General features: G+C 61.4%; 32 protein-coding genes and 1 tRNA gene. 20 read left to right on the forward strand and 13 right to left on the reverse strand.

Annotated features, from left to right (window positions below):
- Positions 1-16: 16 nt before the first annotated feature.
- The 8 genes from ABDB81_RS16655 to ABDB81_RS16690 form a co-directional block, all read right to left on the reverse strand.
- Positions 17-286, reverse strand: a complete 270-nt coding sequence (locus ABDB81_RS16655) for a hypothetical protein (RefSeq protein WP_346812196.1) — start codon at positions 284-286, stop codon at positions 17-19.
- A complete protein-coding gene (locus ABDB81_RS16660; protein ID WP_137923930.1) occupies positions 283-630 on the reverse strand; it encodes a DUF1064 domain-containing protein in 348 nt (115 codons plus the stop codon). The genes ABDB81_RS16655 and ABDB81_RS16660 overlap by 4 nt, the downstream gene beginning before the upstream one ends.
- Positions 631-836: 206 nt before the next feature.
- Positions 837-1,886, reverse strand: a complete 1,050-nt coding sequence (locus ABDB81_RS16665) for a helix-turn-helix domain-containing protein (RefSeq protein WP_346812198.1) — start codon at positions 1,884-1,886, stop codon at positions 837-839.
- A 46-nt stretch (positions 1,887-1,932) separates the two neighbouring features.
- On the reverse strand, positions 1,933-2,187 hold the full coding sequence (locus ABDB81_RS16670; RefSeq protein WP_346812200.1) for a hypothetical protein: 255 nt from the start codon (positions 2,185-2,187) through the stop codon (positions 1,933-1,935).
- Positions 2,188-2,301: 114 nt separating this feature from the next.
- Entirely contained in the window at positions 2,302-2,664 is a 363-nt protein-coding gene (locus tag ABDB81_RS16675; protein ID WP_346812202.1) for a nuclease domain-containing protein, read from the reverse strand.
- Positions 2,661-3,614, reverse strand: coding sequence for a phosphoadenosine phosphosulfate reductase family protein (locus tag ABDB81_RS16680; RefSeq protein ID WP_346812203.1), 954 nt, complete (start codon positions 3,612-3,614; stop codon positions 2,661-2,663). Before ABDB81_RS16680 ends, ABDB81_RS16675 begins: the two co-directional genes overlap by 4 nt.
- Entirely contained in the window at positions 3,614-3,910 is a 297-nt protein-coding gene (locus ABDB81_RS16685) for a hypothetical protein (protein WP_346812204.1), read from the reverse strand. The genes ABDB81_RS16680 and ABDB81_RS16685 overlap by 1 nt, the downstream gene beginning before the upstream one ends.
- Before the next feature lie 10 nt (positions 3,911-3,920).
- Positions 3,921-4,091, reverse strand: coding sequence for a hypothetical protein (locus ABDB81_RS16690; RefSeq protein ID WP_346812205.1), 171 nt, complete (start codon positions 4,089-4,091; stop codon positions 3,921-3,923).
- A 92-nt stretch (positions 4,092-4,183) separates the two neighbouring features.
- On the opposite strand from ABDB81_RS16690, the gene ABDB81_RS16695 reads away from it, so the two are divergent.
- Positions 4,184-4,414 carry a hypothetical protein gene (locus tag ABDB81_RS16695; protein WP_346812207.1) on the forward strand — a complete coding sequence of 77 codons (231 nt, stop codon included), beginning with the start codon at positions 4,184-4,186 and terminating at the stop codon, positions 4,412-4,414.
- On the opposite strand, the gene ABDB81_RS16700 is transcribed toward ABDB81_RS16695, so the two are convergent.
- Together ABDB81_RS16700 and ABDB81_RS16705 are read right to left on the reverse strand one after the other, a co-directional pair.
- The gene (locus ABDB81_RS16700; protein WP_346812209.1) at positions 4,401-4,595 is read right to left on the reverse strand and encodes a hypothetical protein; all 195 of its coding nucleotides are present in this window, start codon (positions 4,593-4,595) and stop codon (positions 4,401-4,403) included. The genes ABDB81_RS16695 and ABDB81_RS16700 overlap by 14 nt on opposite strands.
- Before the next feature lie 208 nt (positions 4,596-4,803).
- Entirely contained in the window at positions 4,804-5,028 is a 225-nt protein-coding gene (locus tag ABDB81_RS16705) for a hypothetical protein (protein ID WP_346812211.1), read from the reverse strand.
- A 192-nt stretch (positions 5,029-5,220) separates the two neighbouring features.
- Here ABDB81_RS16705 and ABDB81_RS16710 point away from each other — a divergent pair, with 192 nt between their 5' ends.
- The gene (locus tag ABDB81_RS16710; RefSeq protein ID WP_346812213.1) at positions 5,221-5,532 is read left to right on the forward strand and encodes a hypothetical protein; all 312 of its coding nucleotides are present in this window, start codon (positions 5,221-5,223) and stop codon (positions 5,530-5,532) included.
- Here ABDB81_RS16710 and ABDB81_RS16715 read toward each other — a convergent pair.
- Positions 5,529-5,768 (reverse strand): Cro/CI family transcriptional regulator, encoded by a 240-nt coding sequence (locus ABDB81_RS16715; protein ID WP_346812215.1) that lies wholly within the window; start codon positions 5,766-5,768, stop codon positions 5,529-5,531. The two genes, ABDB81_RS16710 and ABDB81_RS16715, sit on opposite strands and share 4 nt — an antisense overlap.
- A gap of 69 nt (positions 5,769-5,837) precedes the next feature.
- On the opposite strand from ABDB81_RS16715, the gene ABDB81_RS16720 reads away from it, so the two are divergent.
- The 10 genes from ABDB81_RS16720 to ABDB81_RS16765 all read left to right on the forward strand — a co-directional run bounded on the left by ABDB81_RS16720 (position 5,838) and on the right by ABDB81_RS16765 (position 11,275).
- A complete protein-coding gene (locus ABDB81_RS16720) occupies positions 5,838-6,308 on the forward strand; it encodes a hypothetical protein (RefSeq protein WP_346812216.1) in 471 nt (156 codons plus the stop codon).
- Positions 6,309-6,409: 101 nt separating this feature from the next.
- On the forward strand, positions 6,410-6,607 hold the full coding sequence (locus ABDB81_RS16725; RefSeq protein WP_346812218.1) for a hypothetical protein: 198 nt from the start codon (positions 6,410-6,412) through the stop codon (positions 6,605-6,607).
- On the forward strand, positions 6,570-7,412 hold the full coding sequence (locus ABDB81_RS16730; RefSeq protein ID WP_346812219.1) for a hypothetical protein: 843 nt from the start codon (positions 6,570-6,572) through the stop codon (positions 7,410-7,412). The genes ABDB81_RS16725 and ABDB81_RS16730 overlap by 38 nt, the downstream gene beginning before the upstream one ends.
- 616 nt (positions 7,413-8,028) lie before the next feature.
- Entirely contained in the window at positions 8,029-8,481 is a 453-nt protein-coding gene (locus tag ABDB81_RS16735; protein WP_346812220.1) for a hypothetical protein, read from the forward strand.
- Complete coding sequence (locus tag ABDB81_RS16740; RefSeq protein ID WP_346812221.1) at positions 8,478-8,711, forward strand: hypothetical protein; 234 nt, start codon at positions 8,478-8,480, stop codon at positions 8,709-8,711. The genes ABDB81_RS16735 and ABDB81_RS16740 overlap by 4 nt, the downstream gene beginning before the upstream one ends.
- Complete coding sequence (locus ABDB81_RS16745; RefSeq protein WP_346812222.1) at positions 8,708-9,352, forward strand: hypothetical protein; 645 nt, start codon at positions 8,708-8,710, stop codon at positions 9,350-9,352. The genes ABDB81_RS16740 and ABDB81_RS16745 overlap by 4 nt, the downstream gene beginning before the upstream one ends.
- Positions 9,349-9,594, forward strand: coding sequence for a hypothetical protein (locus ABDB81_RS16750; RefSeq protein ID WP_346812223.1), 246 nt, complete (start codon positions 9,349-9,351; stop codon positions 9,592-9,594). Before ABDB81_RS16745 ends, ABDB81_RS16750 begins: the two co-directional genes overlap by 4 nt.
- Positions 9,595-9,828: 234 nt before the next feature.
- The gene (locus ABDB81_RS16755; protein ID WP_346812224.1) at positions 9,829-10,128 is read left to right on the forward strand and encodes a hypothetical protein; all 300 of its coding nucleotides are present in this window, start codon (positions 9,829-9,831) and stop codon (positions 10,126-10,128) included.
- A 44-nt stretch (positions 10,129-10,172) separates the two neighbouring features.
- Positions 10,173-10,772 carry a hypothetical protein gene (locus tag ABDB81_RS16760; protein WP_346812226.1) on the forward strand — a complete coding sequence of 200 codons (600 nt, stop codon included), beginning with the start codon at positions 10,173-10,175 and terminating at the stop codon, positions 10,770-10,772.
- Positions 10,769-11,275, forward strand: coding sequence for a hypothetical protein (locus tag ABDB81_RS16765; protein ID WP_346812228.1), 507 nt, complete (start codon positions 10,769-10,771; stop codon positions 11,273-11,275). The genes ABDB81_RS16760 and ABDB81_RS16765 overlap by 4 nt, the downstream gene beginning before the upstream one ends.
- On the opposite strand, the gene ABDB81_RS16770 is transcribed toward ABDB81_RS16765, so the two are convergent.
- Entirely contained in the window at positions 11,272-11,466 is a 195-nt protein-coding gene (locus ABDB81_RS16770) for a hypothetical protein (protein ID WP_346812229.1), read from the reverse strand. The genes ABDB81_RS16765 and ABDB81_RS16770 overlap by 4 nt on opposite strands.
- 32 nt (positions 11,467-11,498) lie before the next feature.
- On the opposite strand from ABDB81_RS16770, the gene ABDB81_RS16775 reads away from it, so the two are divergent.
- The 8 genes from ABDB81_RS16775 (at position 11,499) to ABDB81_RS16810 (ending at position 17,118) form a co-directional block, all read left to right on the forward strand.
- On the forward strand, positions 11,499-13,316 hold the full coding sequence (locus ABDB81_RS16775; protein ID WP_346812231.1) for a DNA cytosine methyltransferase: 1,818 nt from the start codon (positions 11,499-11,501) through the stop codon (positions 13,314-13,316).
- Positions 13,313-13,807, forward strand: coding sequence for a hypothetical protein (locus tag ABDB81_RS16780; RefSeq protein WP_346812233.1), 495 nt, complete (start codon positions 13,313-13,315; stop codon positions 13,805-13,807). Before ABDB81_RS16775 ends, ABDB81_RS16780 begins: the two co-directional genes overlap by 4 nt.
- 3 nt (positions 13,808-13,810) lie before the next feature.
- Positions 13,811-14,317 carry a hypothetical protein gene (locus ABDB81_RS16785; protein ID WP_346812235.1) on the forward strand — a complete coding sequence of 169 codons (507 nt, stop codon included), beginning with the start codon at positions 13,811-13,813 and terminating at the stop codon, positions 14,315-14,317.
- Positions 14,310-14,996, forward strand: a complete 687-nt coding sequence (locus tag ABDB81_RS16790; protein WP_346812237.1) for an HNH endonuclease — start codon at positions 14,310-14,312, stop codon at positions 14,994-14,996. Before ABDB81_RS16785 ends, ABDB81_RS16790 begins: the two co-directional genes overlap by 8 nt.
- The gene (locus ABDB81_RS16795; protein WP_346812239.1) at positions 14,993-15,274 is read left to right on the forward strand and encodes a hypothetical protein; all 282 of its coding nucleotides are present in this window, start codon (positions 14,993-14,995) and stop codon (positions 15,272-15,274) included. The genes ABDB81_RS16790 and ABDB81_RS16795 overlap by 4 nt, the downstream gene beginning before the upstream one ends.
- A 67-nt stretch (positions 15,275-15,341) precedes the next feature.
- Positions 15,342-15,554, forward strand: coding sequence for a DUF4224 domain-containing protein (locus tag ABDB81_RS16800; protein WP_346812240.1), 213 nt, complete (start codon positions 15,342-15,344; stop codon positions 15,552-15,554).
- A complete protein-coding gene (locus tag ABDB81_RS16805) occupies positions 15,551-16,600 on the forward strand; it encodes a tyrosine-type recombinase/integrase (RefSeq protein ID WP_137923905.1) in 1,050 nt (349 codons plus the stop codon). The genes ABDB81_RS16800 and ABDB81_RS16805 overlap by 4 nt, the downstream gene beginning before the upstream one ends.
- Positions 16,601-16,644: 44 nt before the next feature.
- Positions 16,645-17,118: a hypothetical protein gene (locus tag ABDB81_RS16810; protein WP_346812243.1), complete on the forward strand. Its 474-nt coding sequence runs from the start codon at positions 16,645-16,647 to the stop codon at positions 17,116-17,118.
- A gap of 111 nt (positions 17,119-17,229) precedes the next feature.
- On the opposite strand, the gene ABDB81_RS16815 is transcribed toward ABDB81_RS16810, so the two are convergent.
- Positions 17,230-17,305 (reverse strand) — tRNA-His (locus ABDB81_RS16815).
- Positions 17,306-17,401: the final 96 nt, after the last annotated feature.

The raw sequence follows: 17,401 nt of genomic DNA on the forward strand, positions 1-17,401 counted from the left end.
GAACGCGTCGCAGATGTCAGCCGAGCTCATGAGTTTGGTACTCCCCGTAGGTTGCTTTCCGGTCAACGACGATCTCGCAGACCGCTTCGTACTTGGTCGTGCTCAGACCACCCGACCGCGAGCCAATATGAAGGGTTCGGACCTGCACGTTCTTGGCGTTGAGGTCAACGCCAGCCTGAGCGGCCACCGTGGCGGCAACCAAGGCGAGCAACTGGTCTTGGTCCAGCACGGCGCGGATGCGCTTCTCGTCGACGAAAGACTCCTGCACCTTGATGACTTCGCTCACTTCGTCTCCTTGATCTCAAACCCCATGACCGCCATCAGGTGGCGCTTGATCCGGTATTCCTTGGTGATGACGCCCTTCACGTCCTCCACCGTCTTCTGGGTGGCACCGCGCTCCACGTAGGTGAAGTCCGCCACGTACTTCAACGGGGGCCGCTTCCGGCCGCCGATCACCACCGACGGCGCAAGGATGAAAACCACCTGGCGCTCCAGCTGCTGAATGTGGCCGGCCCGCTGGAGAATCAGGAGGTGGTAATACCGCTCCATCTCCCGGCGGCTGTCGAACGTTTCCTCACCCACCGTCACCCGCTCGTTGCCGTACTTGCGAGGCGGCGGCGGCGGTGGCATCAACCCACCTTCCGGCTGGTAACCTTTGACCGTAGCTCCCTGACGTCCTCCAACAGCTTTTCCGCCGCCGGCCGGCCCCGCCACTTCTCCACCAGCTTCAGGTACTCGGCTATCCGCTGCCCGCGCTTTGCCGCCAGCCATCGCACCTCGCACTCGTGCCGCCAGGCCTCGTCCGTTCGCATTGCCCCATCGCCCCCACATGCTCGTCATGCCTGCCCCTCGATCGGCGGATGGCCGTAGAAGTACTCGTGGACCGACGCGTACGACGTGCTCTTCGTGCGCAGCAGGTCAGCAAGCAGCGCCTGGCGCCATGGGCCGTCCCCCGCCCGCTGGAACACGCCGACCTTGTAGCGCTGGAACGGTTCGTCTCCCTTGCGCGCCCGCCAGATCTCCAGCCCTTTCGCCTCGATGCCCGTAGCGCTCTGCCACCAGCTCGCCCCTTCGCCGCCACCGCTCTGGCCCGCAGCATCCACGGGAGCCGCCGACGCCTGGTCCTCCCAGCGCTTGCCGTTCAGCCAGGTCGCGAGGTGCGGCACAAACTCGCCGCCGTTCTCCCGCCATTTCGGCCATGTCGCCTGCGCGGTCACCGCCGCCAACAGCAAACCCTGCAGCTCAGCATTCGGCGCGAGCTTGACGTAGGCCTTCTCGGCGACAGCCTTCGCAGCCTTTCTGGGATATGCAGCCCAAAGAGCATCAAACCCCTTATCCACAGCCTTGCGCTTTGTTCGCGCGGTAGTGGGTAGTTCATTGGGTAGTTCTAGTGGGTAGTTAGACTGAACGTCGTTCAGTGCCTTTATGTCGTCAGGTTCAGTGCCTTCCGTCGCGACGTTCAGTGCCTTGCCCGAAGGTACTGAACGTGGTTCAGCGCCTTCGCCAACAACGTACTGAACCTCGTTCAGCGCCTCTGTGGATAACTTTTCCTCAGAAGGCACTGAATCAGGTTCAGTGCCTTTTCTGGAAGGAGCTGGGCGCGGGACAAACCCATCGGGAGTGCGTGGACGGTACTGATTTCGCGCCCATGCTTGGCCTGCGTATCCATGCTTCGTGACCGTCAGCCAGCCAAGCGATGCTGCGAGCTTCAGGTGCGTAACAACGGCGCGCTCGGACAGCCCGCACTCGTCGGAAAGAAGCAGCGTGGAGGGATAGGTAGGCTCTCCAGCATCATTGATGTGGCAGGAGAGCGTCAGAAGGACATGCCGCGTGGTCGGGGAAAGATCCGACCGAATGATGGCGGCGCGCCAGGTGTAGGAGTTCAAATGGGCCTCCCTTGATCGGAAGGCCCCAAAAAGGAACGCGAACCAACTAGAAGTCGTTCCTCGACTGCCAGTCGGGAGTTCCCGCGGGAGCGATGTTGAACATCACCTCGCCGGCTGCTACCGTAATCAAGCGCTGCCCCTTCAGAGATGCCACGGCCGCGTCGAAGTCCCAGTCCGGCTGCTTGTAATACTCGGCAAGAAAGCTCGGCAGCGCGCCATCCGCCAACCCCATCAACGCAAGCTTCTCGATCGGCTCTTCCACCGGCCTCTTGATTGCCCAAGCCAAACAGGCTGCTGTCATTGCAAAGTTCCTCAGTCGTGAATTCGACGCACGAGCCGGCAGGACGGCGCGACGAAGGTTCAGTGGGCTGGGGCGTTCCCAGACCTGCCGCGCAGAAAGTGTAACGCGATACCCTCATGCAACCTCCACGCGCATTGCCGGCACGCCGTACTTCTTCAGACGGTATGCCGCCCACCGGTCGTATGCCTCGTCCCACGCCAGGCGCTTTTGCTCCTTCGTGTAGCGCACGCCCTGGTCGAGTTCGGCGTGGCACAGGAAGCAGCCCGGCACCGTCATACGGTCGTCCGCCTTCAGCCCCTTCCCCTTGCCGTGCTTCAGCTGGTTGGAATGGGCCGGCACCACGGTGTCGGGATTGTTCCGGCAGATGCCGGGGAAGCGGAGATAGCACTGCTGGCCGTGACACAGCATGTCGGGGTGCAGCAGCGGATTGACGCGGACGGCCTTGCCGTTGGCGATGACAATAACGTGGGCCGTCATTCGCAGAGTCCGTATGCGGAAGAGCACGCAGTCGGCTCATCCAGTTGATCAAGTAGGTTGAATTGCCGGCCTCCACGAGCCGTGCGCGCCCATTCGACCTTCTGCCAAATGTTTCCGCGCTCGCGAGCGGTTTCGCTGTCGCCAGGCGCAGGGAAAAACGTGGCATTGCCGCGCTTGCTCACAGCAGAAACGATGTCTTCCCATTCGGCGATTCGTTCGATGTGAGCCCGGTGCCGCTTGCCCCAAGCATTAATTTCCCGCTTGCCAGAGTTGATGCAAACGCAACCGACGCGATCATGGCCCTGGAGGTAGAGAGGGTTCGGTTTGATCCCGTACAACCTGTGCGCCTCGAAGACGTCTTGCCACGTCCAGCGCAAAATCGGGCGATAGTTGAAGAGGCCGCCGCCCACCTCGTCGAAATCGGAAACACAGGCTCCCGTGCCCTGGAATCGAGTGCGACGAGCGTTGCTCTCTTCGATCCGCACCCCCTGCCAAGACCAAACAGCACTACCTGTCTCATCAATGATGGACATCAGGTGTTCGGTGATCGGGATGATCTTCAGTTCGTGAGTGCAGAACTGAGCCATCCGACTCGGGAACCGGGCCTTGATAATGCAGAGGTCGAGAAACGCGCTCCCCGTCGGCCCACGCTCGAATACCTCCAGCGCACGCGTCACGGCGACATCCGACACGCCTTTCGTCGGCCAAACGTCGCGCACGTAGTCTCGGCGCGCCCACCATTCTCCAGAAAAGTCCCGCTTGACCCGATGGATAGTCACCCCCAGAGCGCCCTCCAAATAGTCGACGTACTCGTAGGTGATCTCGTGCTCGTTGTCGGTGTCGGCCATGACAAAGCGACAGGCAGAACGCCCATGCTGTTCGATCGCGAGGATCGCGGAAGCCGTGCTGTCTTTGCCGCCGGACATCGATACGACGTGGACGATAGACATCAGAACAGCCCCATCTGAGGATGCGGCCGGCGTACCGGGCGAATCGTGCGGCCAGTGATCCGGCAGGTGCGCGATGGCCCGTGCTGCAACTCGCCCAGCTTCTCGCGCAGCTCGTGGACGCGGCCGCTGACGATGTTGACCGGCAAGCCCGTCAGTTCGCAAAGCTCCTGCAGCGAATAGTCCGCCGGATACGGTTCGATGACCGCCATTATCTGGCGCTGTCGGGTGGAGACCGTGCCGTCCTTCTTGATGTCCCGGTAGGTCCGGATACTGGTGTGCGCGACTTGCGTGTGCATGCCCTCTCCCCTACGCCTGCGGCTTGGTCGGCTTGTACTGCTCATTCTTGAAACCGGCGTTCCACTCCAAGTGGGCGTCGGTCTGGGGGAAGTACGGGTTGTCCTCCGCCGCCTTCCCCTTTCGGAAGGCTTCGGCGCCCTGGTTGCGCAGCTCAGTGCGCGGCGTCAATTCGTGGATCACAACCCCCTCCCTTCCTACTAATTGGCGCGTACCCACAGCCGTGGAACAATCGAGAGCTCTCACCTTCTCAACCACCCACGAAAGGGGTACGCATGAACTTGCAACTCGTGAAAATCGTCCGACCGGACACGTCCAGCGATTTCGTCCGGGTCACGCTCGCGGATACACCGGAGCAGTCAGACGACCCGGAACACCTCTACAACCATGTCGAGTTCGAGGTATTCGTTCGACATGCAAACCTGATGAGTCTGTCGCTCGCGCAAATCGAGGAATCAGCGATCGCCCAAGCAGAACTGGTGATGGATCGCGTCAACGCGGATTGACCGGACGCCCGCGCGCGGCCTGCTGCCTGATCTCGGCCACGGCGGCGTCCTTTGCTTCTCGCACGCACGTCTCGATCTGCGTCACATCGATCTGCGGAGGGCAAACCTTCTTTTTCTCCGCGTTCAACTCCAGCGCCGGCCGGAGTAGCCACAGCACCAGGCGTGCATACAGCTTCTTCATCGCCCGCCCCCCTCTTCCGTCCCAACTTGTCCCAGCTTGGGCCGCGTTTCGAACTCGATTACCTGCGGATGCGTCGCCCCAAAGGCGCTCCGCAGGATGTGGTAGCCCAGTAGCTCGGGGGTCGTTACCCCCTGCTCCGCAGCCTTGAGAACCAGCGCCCGCGCTTCGTTTGCGGGCAGCAACGCCTTTGCTTCTGTCTCGCTGCTCTTCATGCCGCCACCGGTGTCCCAAAGTGTCCCAAGTCGTCACTGACGCCGCCGATCACCACGGGCAAAGTACCCACAGCGCCAAACAAATGCTGCTCAGCAATACGAGCCATGGCCGCGGAATCGCTCTCGATACCGTGAACCTGCTTGTAGAGCTGTAGCGCGTCGTAGGCGCGGTCTCGGAGTCGAGTCTTCACTTCGTTGCGAAACTCGGATCGACGGGACATGACGTTTCCTTCTCGGGTATTGCAGCGACCGCTGTCGCGAATCACGGGGCGGACCCCGCGGACCTTCTTCTTGTTGTGGGCTTGTCGCCCCGACCGGCAGAAGCTTCTACCGGCAAAACACAGACACATCTGCACAGAGGCAATGACACACTCAACCGCATGTACACGTACGCCGAACGACTCCTCTGGGCCATGCAACAGACCGATCCGCCGACCTCTCGGCGCGCTCTGGCTCGGCTCGTCGGCATCGAGTACCAATCCGTTCAGTACCTGGCAGACCCGGACCGCAACGCGACCGGTAGCCGCCACACCGAAGCCATTGCGCGCGCCCTCGGCGTTTCCGCCCAATGGCTCGCTACTGGAAAAGGCAAACCCCACCGGGGGCGACGCCAGCCAGTCGACCAGCGCCCTGCACTACACGACTGCATCCGCGCGACGCGCGAACTCCTTGCGCGACTGGAACGCATCGCACAAGCACTGGAAGACGGCCAGACAGGCAACTAGGCCTCTGCCGAAGCGCTGGCATTGCCAAGCTCCGGCCACAGGACGTGCCATCGATCCGGCGAAAGATCGTCGAGCGAAGTTGGTGCCCTGCCCGTGGCGAGCGCCAGTTCGGTGACTCTGCTCCGCGGGATTCCGGTCTTACGCCAGTCGCTAACCGAGGGCGCCTTGATGCCCAACAGCTTCGCCACTGCGCTGGTCCCGCCGAGACAGTCGATAAGTTCGGTAGCTGTAGCCATGCCTAATTTTAGGAATTCCTTATTTTTAAGTCAAGGCATTCCTAATTGCGATCCTGTTAGGATTTCCTAATGAGTACTCTTGCTGACCGGTTGAAAGAAGCTATGTCCGACATGCCTGACGTGAAGGCTGTGGACATCGCTCGCGCGTGCGGGATAAAGAGCGCGTCCATCGTTGACTGGCAAACGGGCCGCACGAAGAAAATGGAAGGCAGCAATCTCCTTGCGACTGCGGAGTTGCTACGGGTGAATCCGTGGTGGCTGGCAACCGGCCGAGGCAACAAGCGATCGGCATACTCACTTGATCCAGGTCACGGTGTCGTCCAGGGCAATCCGACGCAATCCGCGCTGGTCTGGCCGTTCAGCGCCAGTCTTGCTGACTACGAAAAGTTGAGTCCCGCGCAAAAAACAACACTAGACAACGTTGTATCTGCCTACGTGCTCACAAGTCTCGCAGAAGGCCGCGCGACATTGAGCACACCCACGCCCGATGGAACATTGAAGGCATCTGCCCGACGCGTTAGGAAAGTAGCAAACTCTTAGGCGGCGCCAAGCTAAGGGCGGCCTAAACCTTGACTTGCATATCAATCACTCTTCAGAAGAACGTGGCCTATAATCACGGGACTTGTCCTTGGGATGCCCCCATGAAGACCACGCTTCTCGACGCCATCGAGCAGATCATCGCAGCGGACCGCTCAGCCACTAAAGAAGTGGCTAAGAGCGGCGCGGCCGTGATCCGAGCTATGCGCGAAAGGAAGGCTGCGTTCACCTCCGAAGAAGAAAAAGTAAAGGAGAAATTAGAACGTGGCGCAAGAATCACAAAGCACCGAATACCTCTGTGATTTCGTCTATCTGGACCGAGATCGCGCAGCTCTCTATTTCGCTCAACTTGACCCCGAGAACGGCACGCCCACGCAAGTGAAGCGCACCGAGAAGCATGGCGGTCAGGACGCTGACAAGCTCACGGTGGGAATCCCCAAGCTGATGGCCAAGGAATATGGCGGCGGGACTCAATTCGAGCGATCGATTGAAGGTCAGTACGACCCGAGCTGGCTTATACCAATCGAGGTAATGAACCGACTCGACGAGCTCAGCTATATCACCACCGATCTGGAGCAGGCGCGGATCGGACGCATGGCGCTTTTGACCGGAAGCATGCGCGTGATCGACGTTAGATTCCTCAAGGAACTTTGGCCGTACGTCGGGGATATGATCGCCAAGCAGGCATCTGATGCGCTGCCGGCTAATACCCCACCCAAAGTCAAGCAGCAGACAATTTCGCACGCTCGCAAGGAAACCGATTTGATGTCGGGCGTGATCAGCAAGATGCCCCACTCCTTGCAGGCATCCTTCACCGTCCAGGGCAAGCGGATCTGGACGACCTTGCGACCAGACAACATGCTGATGAACCCGGAAGACCTTGCGCTGAAACACGGTGCCGATATACCGGGAGAATGGCGCTTGCTGGGTATCATTGACGCCCTACCAGAACTCTCATCTCCCTCGCCCTCGTCCGCGCCCGAGGGATTTGACCTGGAAGGAGGGTTGGTCAACATCATCAATACACTGCGGACATTCATGGGGCGGCAGTCTGGCAGCTTCGGTATAACCCCAATCGCCATCTTCCGGACGATCAAGCCTGTATAGAGGAAACATCGCCGACGCACGAAGGGAGCCTGCTTTTAGCGGGCTTTTTTTTGCGTTCTTGGCTAGGCAAAGCCGTCTGCCGCCATGGAGACAAAAAGGCGTGCATCCCGCTTCTGCGGGGTTATTTCCCCAGCGTGTTCTGGCTATGTGTGTACCTCGTTCCGATCGCCGGGCTACAGGGACCCGGCGACAGCAGGGGTCATTGATGCCAGATGTAGTCGATTTGGCCGCCTACCGGCGGACTCGTAAGCGCGACCTCCCCCACAAAAGAAGCGTCCACCAAGAGGACACCATTCTTATCCGCATGCACGGCAACGGGGACATCGATTATTCATTCCAGGGGGCCTTCAAGGCATCGAGGCTCCTTACCGCCCAGACCATGACGATGGTCCTCGGAGAAGTGCTCCACGAGTAGCTACCGCTAGCCCCTCCAAAATAGTTAGGAATTCCTATTGACAGTCCAGTAAGGAATTCCTAATATTCCCTCCATCGACGCGCCACGGCGCACACCGGAGATAGAGGGATGGAACTGCTCGTACCTATCGGAATCATGGCTTGGATGCTGCTGGTGGTGGTCGTCATGCAGCTTTTCTGGGTTGGCGGGAGGGCTTGAGCGATGGCAAAGGCACTGTCCCACCAACAGATCCTGGCGCTGCCGCTGCACCAGCAGGCGCTGGCTTGGGAAGAACGTCGGCACCAGGCCCGCTTGCATGAGATCAAGCAGATTGCCGCGACGCTCGCACTTCTGCAGCCGCTGCAGGCCGCAATCGCGGCAGCTGGGGCGAACATCTATGCGAACGACATCACCCCCGTCTACGGCAAACGGCAAACGCTCCGCATCACGACGGCTTTTACGTCCGCCGAGGTCTTTCTTGCCAAAGCACTCCTGAGGGTCGGTTTCACGATCGTGGAACGTGACGATCACCGCCTCCGCACGGTTGTGTTCAAGAGGGGCCGCCTGAGTATTCAGATGTGCATGACGGAAGAGAACTTGGCTCGCGCCGAGCAGGAGTTCGCCACTGCGGCCGCGCCGGCTCCGGCAAGGGCTGAGAGCGAGGTCGCAGCATGACGCCCGACCAAGCCGCTCAGCGCCAGGCTGCCGTGGTCAACGACCACGAGAAGCTCCTTCGTGAACTGCAGCTCGCTCACATCATCATCGGAAACGCCTCGCAGCTGATGACCATCAGCCAGCGCCTAGTGTGGGGCGAGCGAAATGCCACCTCGGCCGCCCGCCTCAGTGCGGCCCACAAAGCCGCCGGCGCCGCAGTCATCGCCGAAGCCCACGGGAGCGCAGCATGACCGCCGCCATCTGCGAATACGCCGCGAGTGGCTGCGACTATCCGGCCAGCGAGTGTTCGGGTGCCTGTGTTGCACGTCCGGCCGCCACCACCTATCAAATTGGCCTGCTGCAGCACACGCTCGGGATCAACGAGCACCGCCGCGAGCCGTACCGCAACCACTTCGTTGCCAGCCCCGGTCACCATGACATGGCGGACCTTGAGCGGCTGGAAGCGGCGGGTCTGATGATTCGCGGCCACCGCCCCGGCTTCCTGCCGGGCGACTCGATCGTCTTCTACACGACGGAAGCAGGTCGCTATCTGGCTCTCACGTCCCTGCCTGAGCCGAAAAAGCCGTCGCGCTATGAGGAGTATCTGCGCGCTGACGGTTGCGCTGGCGACTCGTTCGGCGAGTTTCTGTGCGGCGGCCTGCTTCCCAAGTACGAGTGGCGTTCGGATTCGCTCCACGGCTGGTATCCGGATCAGCCGGAGCTAAAGGATTGGCGAGGGTACATCTATCGCATGTACCGCGCGGACGCCTATGGCCGGCATGAGGTTGAGGGCAAGTGGTGCAAGACCAAAAAGGAAGCCAAAGCCAGCTACAAGGCAGCGCTGAAAGAGTACCAGCAGCGCCAGCGCGAATACGGGAGGGCCTACGCATGACCGCCGCTCTTCATCGCGTTCAGGATTTGGGTGCTGCCAGCGCTCGCTTCCACGCACAGGAGCGACTCCGGCTCGCCGTGAGCGTCTACCTGTCGTGGCGTGATGTCCAGATCGACGCAGTCGAGGATGGCAACACCAGCCTGGCCTCCGCCATTGGGCGAGACATGAAAGCTCTTCGCGAGAACTTCGGCCGTGCCGAATGGGATCGTGAGCTGAATCGCGTCACGGAGGGCCAGTCGTGAAGCTGCTACGCGCCCTCGCCTTCTGGTTCGCCACCGCAGCCGGCGTTATCGCCCTCTCGGGCCTCTACGCCGCGCTCAACACGGACGCGACCACCGCCACCCCTATCTGGAGACACCAAGCATGAATCCCGACATCACCTGGGAGGAGTACGTGCGCGCCCGCCGCGCCGAAGGCTTCCGCGTGACCGGCCGCTGGATTAACGGCGCGCCAGTCCTCGTCCGCCTCCACTGACCATGAACCACCTCGTCATCGCCCTCACATTCGCCGCCCACCTGGTCGCGATAGCCGTCGGCGCCCACTTCCAATACCGCTGGATGCAGCGGACCGCAAAAGGAGCTTCGCAGATGGGAATCGTCAGCACCGCGACGATGATCGACCGCCTCGTCGCAATCATCGACACGCGAAAACTTCGCATCGACGAGATCGGCTTCGTCAACCAGCTGAAAGAGAAGGTGAAGCGCTCCCGCATTGTCGACCTGACCGCCGACGAAGTGGAAAAGCTCGATGCGATCCACGGGAGGATCTTCCGATGACTTGCACTCAGAAGAGATTTGAGCAAGACGTCGCGCAGCACCAGATGTCGATGATTCGTGACGATGGCGTGAACCGCCACCTTATGTTCCGCCAGCCAGGCGACAGCGCCTACTGGTTCGAAATCCTGACGTGGCCGGGCACGCTTTGCATCAAGGGCGACATGGGCACCTACGTGTTCTCACGCCTGCCGGACATGTTCCAGTTCTTTCGCACCGACGACCGCGGCGATCCGACCAAGCTCTACATCAATAAGGGCTACTGGGCCGAGAAACTCCAGGCCGTCGATTGCAACGGCTACGGCCGTGGAAGCGCCGACCGCTTCAGCGCTGAGAACTTCAAGCGCCGCGTGGTGGAGCGATTCCGCGACTACTGCCGCGATCGCGAAGTTGAGCACGAAATGCGCCGCGTGATGTGGGAAGCGATCCGAGAGGACGTGCTGGAAACAGCAGACGAAGGCGACGCGACACGCGCCTTCGATTCGCTCATGGCATTCCACCACGCCGACCATCCCCGCCTCTTTGAAGACTGCTGGGAGTGGAACTGCAAAGAGTACACGTTCCACTTCATCTGGAATTTGTACGGAATCGCTTGGGCAATTCGCCAGTACGACGCTGCCAAGGAACCGACGAAGGAGGCCGCATGATTCGCCGCCTGCTGCTCGCCTACTCGGCCTCCCGCCCGTGCAAGATCATCAGCGAAGCCGGCCGTCCCTATCTGGAGCGCTACTTTGTGTGCGCGCTCTTCGGCATCCGCGTCTACCTGCACCGCTTTGTCGGCTCCGACCCTGATCGTGGCCTGCACGACCACCCGTGGCGCTGGGCCGTGTCCATCATCCTGCGCGGCTGGTACTACGAAGCCACGCGTTGGGGCACGCGCAAAGTCCGCTGGCTCAACTTCCTGACCGGAGACTCGTTCCATCGCGTGATTCTGTCGCCTGGTCCGTTGCCCGACGTGCATACGCCGCCGGAGGTCTGGTCGCTCTTCATCGTGCCGGCCAAGGACGTCAAGGTCTGGGGATTCCTGCGCGACAAGGGACCGATGGGCCAGGTGTTCACGCCGTTCGATTACGGAGCAAACGGCAAGCCTACCAAGTGGTGGAAACAAGCACCCAAGGGACGCGACGCTCCCGGCAGGCAACTGAGTTAGAGGCGATTGCGCGGCTCGGGTGGTGAAGGCCGAATGTGTTCAACACGCAGCGGCTTAATCCTGAGCGCACAGACCAACGCCACGCCGTCATCTTCAAGGCAAACAAGGAATTCTTGCGCTTCTTGAATGGTCGCGAAAACGTAGCGATAAGCGCCGTTGATGACCGTCTTGCCTGCAATCTCTCTTGTCATTTTCTAAGCAAATTTGAATAGGCTCTCGCAGGATGATACGTGATCAATTTCTCCTCGACATCGCGCCGGAAATCATCATCGACAACTTCGCCGGAGGCGGCGGCGCGAGCTGCGGCATCGAGTTGGCCCTCGGCCGCCACGTCGACATCGCCATCAACCACGACCCCGAAGCCGTGACGATGCACTCCCTGAACCATCCGCAGACCGAGCACCACTGCGAGAGCGTCTGGGATGTGGATCCGCTCGACCTGGTACAAGGCCGGCCCGTGGGCCTCGCCTGGTTTAGTCCGGACTGCAAGCACTTCAGCAAGGCCAAGGGCGGCAAACCCCGCGACAAGAAGATTCGGGGCCTGGCTTGGGTTGCCATGCGCTGGGCGGCGCTCGTCCGGCCGCGCGTGATCATCCTGGAGAACGTCGAGGAATTCCAGACGTGGGGGCCCGTGTTGGTTGACGGTACTCCCTGCCCAAAGCGCAAGGGCGACACCTTCCGCTCCTTCGTCCGCCAGTTGCAGGAGAAGGGATATGCGGTCGAGTGGCGTGAGCTGCGTGCCTGCGACTTCGGCGCGCCCACCATCCGCAAGCGCCTCTTTCTGATCGCCCGCTGCGACGGCCAGCCCATCGCATGGCCGGAACCGACGCACGGCGCGCCGGACAGCGCCGCAGTGAAGGCGAAGCAGCGCAAGCCATGGCGCACGGCCGCTGAGTGTATCGACTGGTCGATCCCCTGCCCGTCGATTTTCGAGCGAACCAAGCCACTGGCCGAGGCCACACAGCGTCGTATTGCTCGTGGACTGCGTCGGTACGTCATCGGCGCCGCTAAGCCGTTCGTGGTGACGCTGTCTCATGGAGAGGGAAAGCCAGGCGCCTCGAAGCGCTGGGGATCAGGCGCGCGAAGCATCGATGATCCATTTCAGACCGTCACCGCGAATAGCTCATACGCAGTCGTGTCGCCGGTTCTGACGGAATGCGCCAATGCGTCGACTCAGCGGTCGTGGAGCGTTGGTGAACCCCTGCGCACGCAATGCGCCGAGGTCAAGGGCGGACATTTTGCCCTCGCCAGCGCGACGCTCGTCCAGACCGGTTACGGCGAGCGTGCCGGCCAGGCACCCCGTGCGCCGGGTCTGGATAAACCTCTCGGAACGGTCGTCGCCGGCGGCGCAAAGCACGCCGTGGTGTCGGCGTTCCTAGCCAAGCACTACGGCGGCAACTATGAGGGTCCGGGCGTCTCGCTAACTGATCCAGCCAGCACCATCACCACCACCGACCACCATGCACTGGTAGCGGCACAGCTGGTGGGCTGCGGTGGCCGGGCCGGCCAGAGCCGCCCGCGCGACGCCGACGAGCCGATGCAGACCATTACGGCCAAGGGCGATACCGCGGTGGCAACATCGCACTTGGTGAAGCTGCGCGGCCAATGCACGGGCAGCGCCATCAAGGAACCTGTTGCCACCATCACCGGCGGCGGCACCCACATCGGCGAAGTTCGCGCATTCCTCGTGAAGTACTACAGCGAGGGCGGCCAGGATCAAGACTGCCGCGACCCAATGCATACGATCCCGACCAAGGATCGACTTGGCCTGGTCACCGTGGCCGGCGAGCAATACCAAATCGCCGACATCGGCATGCGCATGCTGGAGCCGCACGAGCTCTACGCCGCGCAGGGCTTCCCTTCCACCTACGTGATTGCGCCGATCATGGCGAACGGCAAACCCTTGCCAAAGCATGCGCAGGTACGGATGTGTGGGAACAGCGTCAGCCCGCCGATGGCGGCGGCGCTGGTGCGCGCCAACGTGCCGGATATGGCTAGCTGGTCGCGCAAGGAAACGAGGACCCTGGGAGTGGCAGCATGAGCCGAAGCGGATACACCGACGATTGCGAAAACCTTGGGCTGTGGCGCGCCGCGGTCGAGCGCGCGATTCGCGGGAAGCGCGGCCAGCAAGCCCTCAAAGAAATCGCGAGAGCCATGGATGCGATGCCAAACAAGGTCCTAGTGGCGCACGAACTCGTCACGCCCACAGGCCAGTACTGCACGCTGGGCGTGCTGGGCGCGGCGCGGGGCCTCGATCTCTCCGATACGGATCCAGAAGACTACGACATGGTCGCCGACACTTTCAAGCTGGCGCCGTCAATGGTTCGGGAGATCGTCTACGAGAACGATGAGGCCATGACCACCTGGCGATACGTCGATGTCGAAATTTGCGGTCCGGTGCGCCCGTACTACCCCGAATACGGCAATCACATTGTGCGGACCTTGGTGGATATTCCGGAAGGCGAGCTTGGCCCCATGCGTTGGAAGCGCATGCGGGAATGGGTCGAACAGAACCTCGTGAAGGAGGCGTAACCCATGAACCTCCGCATCCTCAAGAAACTGTCCAAGCGCGCGGCCCCACTGCTCCCGCTGCTCGGCGACGACCGCAAGCAGTTCGCTGCGGACAAGTACGAAAGCTATACATGCACCGGCGGCCACGATCGCAAGCACTGGGAGCGGAATCGCTCGATCCACGCCACACCGCTTTTTCGCAACGATCTGCACTACCGCCCCAAGCACGGCCTCAGCTACGTCTCCATGCGCCAGCCGGTCCACCCTCTCAAAGGGACGATCATGGTCGGTGCCATGTGCGGCTACTACGAACCCGAGTGGGAGGAAGAGACAGCTTGGGAATCCCTGCGCTCGATGGTCCTCGATCACTTCACAGAGTGGGTCGACGTGGACGGCGATTACGTACCCGAACCGAAGCTGATGCGCGAGTTTTTCTATCCCACCCAAGTCTTCGACGCAGCCGAAGAGATCATCGAGAAGCGCGCACTGCGCGGATTGCTCCCTGTAAATGAGAGGCGCCATCGTGTCTAAGCGCAAACCGTGGACTGACGTCGAGCTTGCTGTGCTCCGTGAGTTCTACCCAGACAGCCCTACCGCCGAGATTGCCGCCGCGCTCGGCAGAGCAACGCAACAGGTCTATAGCAAGGCGATCGGGATTGGTCTTCGAAAGTCGGCTGAGTATCTGGCGGGGCCGGATGCCGGACGATTGGACGGCATTCGCGGCGCGGCCTCGCGCTTCGTGAAAGGTCAGCCGTCCTGGAACAAGGGTGTAAAGGGCAGCACCGGCAAACATCCAAACTGCCTTCGCACTCAATTCAAAAAAGGTGAGAAGCGCGGCGCCGCGCAGCACAACTACCAGCCGATTGGCGCAGAGCGCATCAACCGAGACGGCCACCTGGAGCGGAAGGTCACAGACGACCCCGACATCGCACCGGTGCGGCGGTGGGTGCCTGTCTATCGGCTGGTGTGGGAGGTAGCGAACGGCCCTATCCCTACTGGACATGCAGTTATCTTCCGCCCCGGTCGGAAGACAACCGACGCATCGCTCATCACTGCCGACGCTTTGGAGCTGGTGAGCCGCGCGGAGCTGGTACGTCGCAACCATCCTCGCAGCAAGTCGACTGAGCTGGCCAAGCTCGTGCAGCTCAAGGGCGCCATCACGCGCCAAGTGAATCGTATCGCCCGTGAGGCAAAGGAGAAGAAGTCATGAGCACGAACAACATCGCAACCGTCCGCCAGCACCTCCTGGATACGCTCTCGGACCTACGGAATCGTGAACAGCCCATGGAGATTGATCGCGCGCGCGCCGTAGCCGACGTCGCCCGGGTGTTGGTCGACAGCGCCAAGGTCGAGGTCGACTATCTGAAGGCCACGGGGCAGGCCAACGTGGACTTTCTGGAGCAGGGTTCCGCTGCCTCGCCGGGAACTGCGCCCGCACCAGCGCCGGCGCCCGGGATCGTGGGCATTCGCCGCCATGTGCTGCGGTGATCCCAATCCGATGGCGCAAGCCGCAACACGTATCATCGCGACAACCCGGAAGCATTGGGAGCACTGTATGGCAACCCTGACGAACGAAGAACTCAAAGACATCACCGGCGGCCTGGTGCAAGGGGCGGCGCAGCGCCGCTGGATCCGCAAGCAGCTCGGCTTCGAGCCACCCATGAAGGTCGACGGCCATCCCATGATCACATGGGAGCAGGTCAATCGCGGCAAGGTCGGCAGTTCCGCCAGGCCGACCAGCGGCCCGCGCTGGAGCGTGGCAGCATGAACCGTCCGCGCAAGGTCAAGGAAGGAAAGGGCCTGCTGGATCGCATGGAGGCCAGGCCGCGCAAAGACGGGCTGGTGACGTACCGATACCGGCCTGTGGGGGCGAAGCCCATCAACCTCGGGACGGATCGCCTGAAGGCCATCCAGCACGTTCTGGACATGCTCGGCATGGGCGACAACATCGGCATGATCGGCCGCCTCTGGGAGCAGTATCAGGAGACGAACGACTGGCGCAAGCTCTCCGACGGCACGAGGACCGACTACACCCAGTGCAGCACACCACTGCTGAAGGTGTTTTCGGAGACCAAGGCCAGCGAGATTCGCGCGACGGACGTGGCCCGGTACCTCCGTGTCGAGCGCAAGGATGCCCCGGTGCGCGCCAACCGTGAAGTCGCGCTGCTCTCCAACCTGATCAACCTGGCGATCGAGCGCGGTGAGGCCGAGGCAAACCCATGCCGGCAGGTGCGGCGGAACACGGAGCAGCCTCGATCAAAGGCGCCGGACCCCGCCGCGCTGGCGGCATTCTTGGAATGGCTGTCGAAGCAGGGAGCGCAGCGGCGCATTATCGGCCTGGCCGCCGAGTATGCCGCCGTGGCCGGCAGCCGGAAGGTGGAGTTCCTGGACATCGTCCGTCCGCAGGTCGACCGAAAGGCGATGGTGATCCGGACCAAGCGCGCCAAGCAACGTGGCACGAAGCGCGGTGAGATCATCGAAGAGGTCGAGATCACGCCGAAGCTTCTCGACCTTCTGAACCGCATCGACGCCCTGCATCTCGCGCAAGATCGCGGAGACTGCCTGTACCTGTTCCCGAACCGGCACGACAGCCATTACACGTCTGCCGGCTTCAAGGCGATGTGGGGGAAGGTCATGAATGCGGCGCTGGCCGATAAGGTCATTGAGGAGCGATTCACGTTTCACGACTTGCGGGCGTACTACGCGACGACACACAAGGCTGAGCGAGGAAGTCTGCCCGACCTGCATGCAAACCCTGCGATCACGGCTCGGGTTTACGACCGCAACAGGGTCGTCAAACGCAAGGCCTTATAGCTCCGCTTGGTATGCTGAGTGCCTTTCCAGCCTGAAAGAAAAACATGAACTCACCCCAACATTTTCCCCCTCCAGGCGCGCAGAGCTACTACGAGGGCCGCTGGCGCCAACTGAACGACTTGGTGATTGCGCACTCGGAAGGAGCGCTCAATGCCCTGCTCGCTGTGAATGGCGGCGCTGTTGCCGGCATGCTGGCCTTCATCGGCGCGGTATCGGAGATCAGGCAGATGAGGCTTTCCCTCTGGACGCTGGGAATTTTTGTCCTCGGGCTGCTCGTCGCCTGCGCCGCCCGCGCACACGCTCTGGAGTGCATGAAGGCCCTGCAGGTGGGCTGGATCCGCGATTATCAATCTTATGCGTCGGGTCAGATCACCTGGCAGGAACTCAATGAGCGGGACGGCGAACGAGTCAAGAGATGGGAGCGGCTTGGACCGATTCTTGGCTACGGCTGCGTCCTTATCTTCCTCATCGGCCTCGCATGTGCCACCAAGGTTTTATGGGCACTGCCGACCCAGTGAGAATGGGCGAGTATTCCCACGGTGGGAATACTGTGGGAATAAAGCACTGGATGGATATACAGAAAACAAAAAAGCCGCTTTTGTAAGCGGCTGATTTGCAAAGAAATTCTTTGGGGTGGCTGACGGGACTCGAACCCGCGACAACAGGAATCACAATCCTGGACTCTACCAACTGAGCTACAGCCACCGTAGAACTTGTTTCGTTGATCGTTGCGCGATCAGCGAAGAACAAGACTATACAAGGATTCCGGGCGGATGGCTAGTATTCCGCACAAATAAATTA

Origin of the sequence: Cupriavidus sp. DL-D2 (genome assembly GCF_039710735.1) — a bacterium.
Classification (GTDB): Bacteria; Pseudomonadota; Gammaproteobacteria; order Burkholderiales; family Burkholderiaceae; genus Cupriavidus.

What these genes read in the sequence shown, in the direction of transcription:
- ABDB81_RS16660 (WP_137923930.1), bottom strand. Translation starts at nt 630, where the DNA reads ATGCCACCGCCGCCGCCGCCTCGCAAGTACGGCAACGAGCGGGTGACG.
- ABDB81_RS16670 (WP_346812200.1), bottom strand. Translation starts at nt 2,187, where the DNA reads ATGACAGCAGCCTGTTTGGCTTGGGCAATCAAGAGGCCGGTGGAAGAG.
- ABDB81_RS16675 (WP_346812202.1), bottom strand. Translation starts at nt 2,664, where the DNA reads ATGACGGCCCACGTTATTGTCATCGCCAACGGCAAGGCCGTCCGCGTC.
- ABDB81_RS16680 (WP_346812203.1), bottom strand. Translation starts at nt 3,614, where the DNA reads ATGTCTATCGTCCACGTCGTATCGATGTCCGGCGGCAAAGACAGCACG.
- ABDB81_RS16685 (WP_346812204.1), bottom strand. Translation starts at nt 3,910, where the DNA reads ATGCACACGCAAGTCGCGCACACCAGTATCCGGACCTACCGGGACATC.
- ABDB81_RS16695 (WP_346812207.1), top strand. Translation starts at nt 4,184, where the DNA reads ATGAACTTGCAACTCGTGAAAATCGTCCGACCGGACACGTCCAGCGAT.
- ABDB81_RS16700 (WP_346812209.1), bottom strand. Translation starts at nt 4,595, where the DNA reads ATGAAGAAGCTGTATGCACGCCTGGTGCTGTGGCTACTCCGGCCGGCG.
- ABDB81_RS16705 (WP_346812211.1), bottom strand. Translation starts at nt 5,028, where the DNA reads ATGTCCCGTCGATCCGAGTTTCGCAACGAAGTGAAGACTCGACTCCGA.
- ABDB81_RS16710 (WP_346812213.1), top strand. Translation starts at nt 5,221, where the DNA reads ATGCAACAGACCGATCCGCCGACCTCTCGGCGCGCTCTGGCTCGGCTC.
- ABDB81_RS16715 (WP_346812215.1), bottom strand. Translation starts at nt 5,768, where the DNA reads ATGGCTACAGCTACCGAACTTATCGACTGTCTCGGCGGGACCAGCGCA.
- ABDB81_RS16720 (WP_346812216.1), top strand. Translation starts at nt 5,838, where the DNA reads ATGAGTACTCTTGCTGACCGGTTGAAAGAAGCTATGTCCGACATGCCT.
- ABDB81_RS16725 (WP_346812218.1), top strand. Translation starts at nt 6,410, where the DNA reads ATGAAGACCACGCTTCTCGACGCCATCGAGCAGATCATCGCAGCGGAC.
- ABDB81_RS16735 (WP_346812220.1), top strand. Translation starts at nt 8,029, where the DNA reads ATGGCAAAGGCACTGTCCCACCAACAGATCCTGGCGCTGCCGCTGCAC.
- ABDB81_RS16740 (WP_346812221.1), top strand. Translation starts at nt 8,478, where the DNA reads ATGACGCCCGACCAAGCCGCTCAGCGCCAGGCTGCCGTGGTCAACGAC.
- ABDB81_RS16745 (WP_346812222.1), top strand. Translation starts at nt 8,708, where the DNA reads ATGACCGCCGCCATCTGCGAATACGCCGCGAGTGGCTGCGACTATCCG.
- ABDB81_RS16750 (WP_346812223.1), top strand. Translation starts at nt 9,349, where the DNA reads ATGACCGCCGCTCTTCATCGCGTTCAGGATTTGGGTGCTGCCAGCGCT.
- ABDB81_RS16755 (WP_346812224.1), top strand. Translation starts at nt 9,829, where the DNA reads ATGAACCACCTCGTCATCGCCCTCACATTCGCCGCCCACCTGGTCGCG.
- ABDB81_RS16760 (WP_346812226.1), top strand. Translation starts at nt 10,173, where the DNA reads ATGTCGATGATTCGTGACGATGGCGTGAACCGCCACCTTATGTTCCGC.
- ABDB81_RS16765 (WP_346812228.1), top strand. Translation starts at nt 10,769, where the DNA reads ATGATTCGCCGCCTGCTGCTCGCCTACTCGGCCTCCCGCCCGTGCAAG.
- ABDB81_RS16770 (WP_346812229.1), bottom strand. Translation starts at nt 11,466, where the DNA reads ATGACAAGAGAGATTGCAGGCAAGACGGTCATCAACGGCGCTTATCGC.
- ABDB81_RS16775 (WP_346812231.1), top strand. Translation starts at nt 11,499, where the DNA reads ATGATACGTGATCAATTTCTCCTCGACATCGCGCCGGAAATCATCATC.
- ABDB81_RS16780 (WP_346812233.1), top strand. Translation starts at nt 13,313, where the DNA reads ATGAGCCGAAGCGGATACACCGACGATTGCGAAAACCTTGGGCTGTGG.
- ABDB81_RS16785 (WP_346812235.1), top strand. Translation starts at nt 13,811, where the DNA reads ATGAACCTCCGCATCCTCAAGAAACTGTCCAAGCGCGCGGCCCCACTG.
- ABDB81_RS16795 (WP_346812239.1), top strand. Translation starts at nt 14,993, where the DNA reads ATGAGCACGAACAACATCGCAACCGTCCGCCAGCACCTCCTGGATACG.
- ABDB81_RS16800 (WP_346812240.1), top strand. Translation starts at nt 15,342, where the DNA reads ATGGCAACCCTGACGAACGAAGAACTCAAAGACATCACCGGCGGCCTG.
- ABDB81_RS16805 (WP_137923905.1), top strand. Translation starts at nt 15,551, where the DNA reads ATGAACCGTCCGCGCAAGGTCAAGGAAGGAAAGGGCCTGCTGGATCGC.
- ABDB81_RS16810 (WP_346812243.1), top strand. Translation starts at nt 16,645, where the DNA reads ATGAACTCACCCCAACATTTTCCCCCTCCAGGCGCGCAGAGCTACTAC.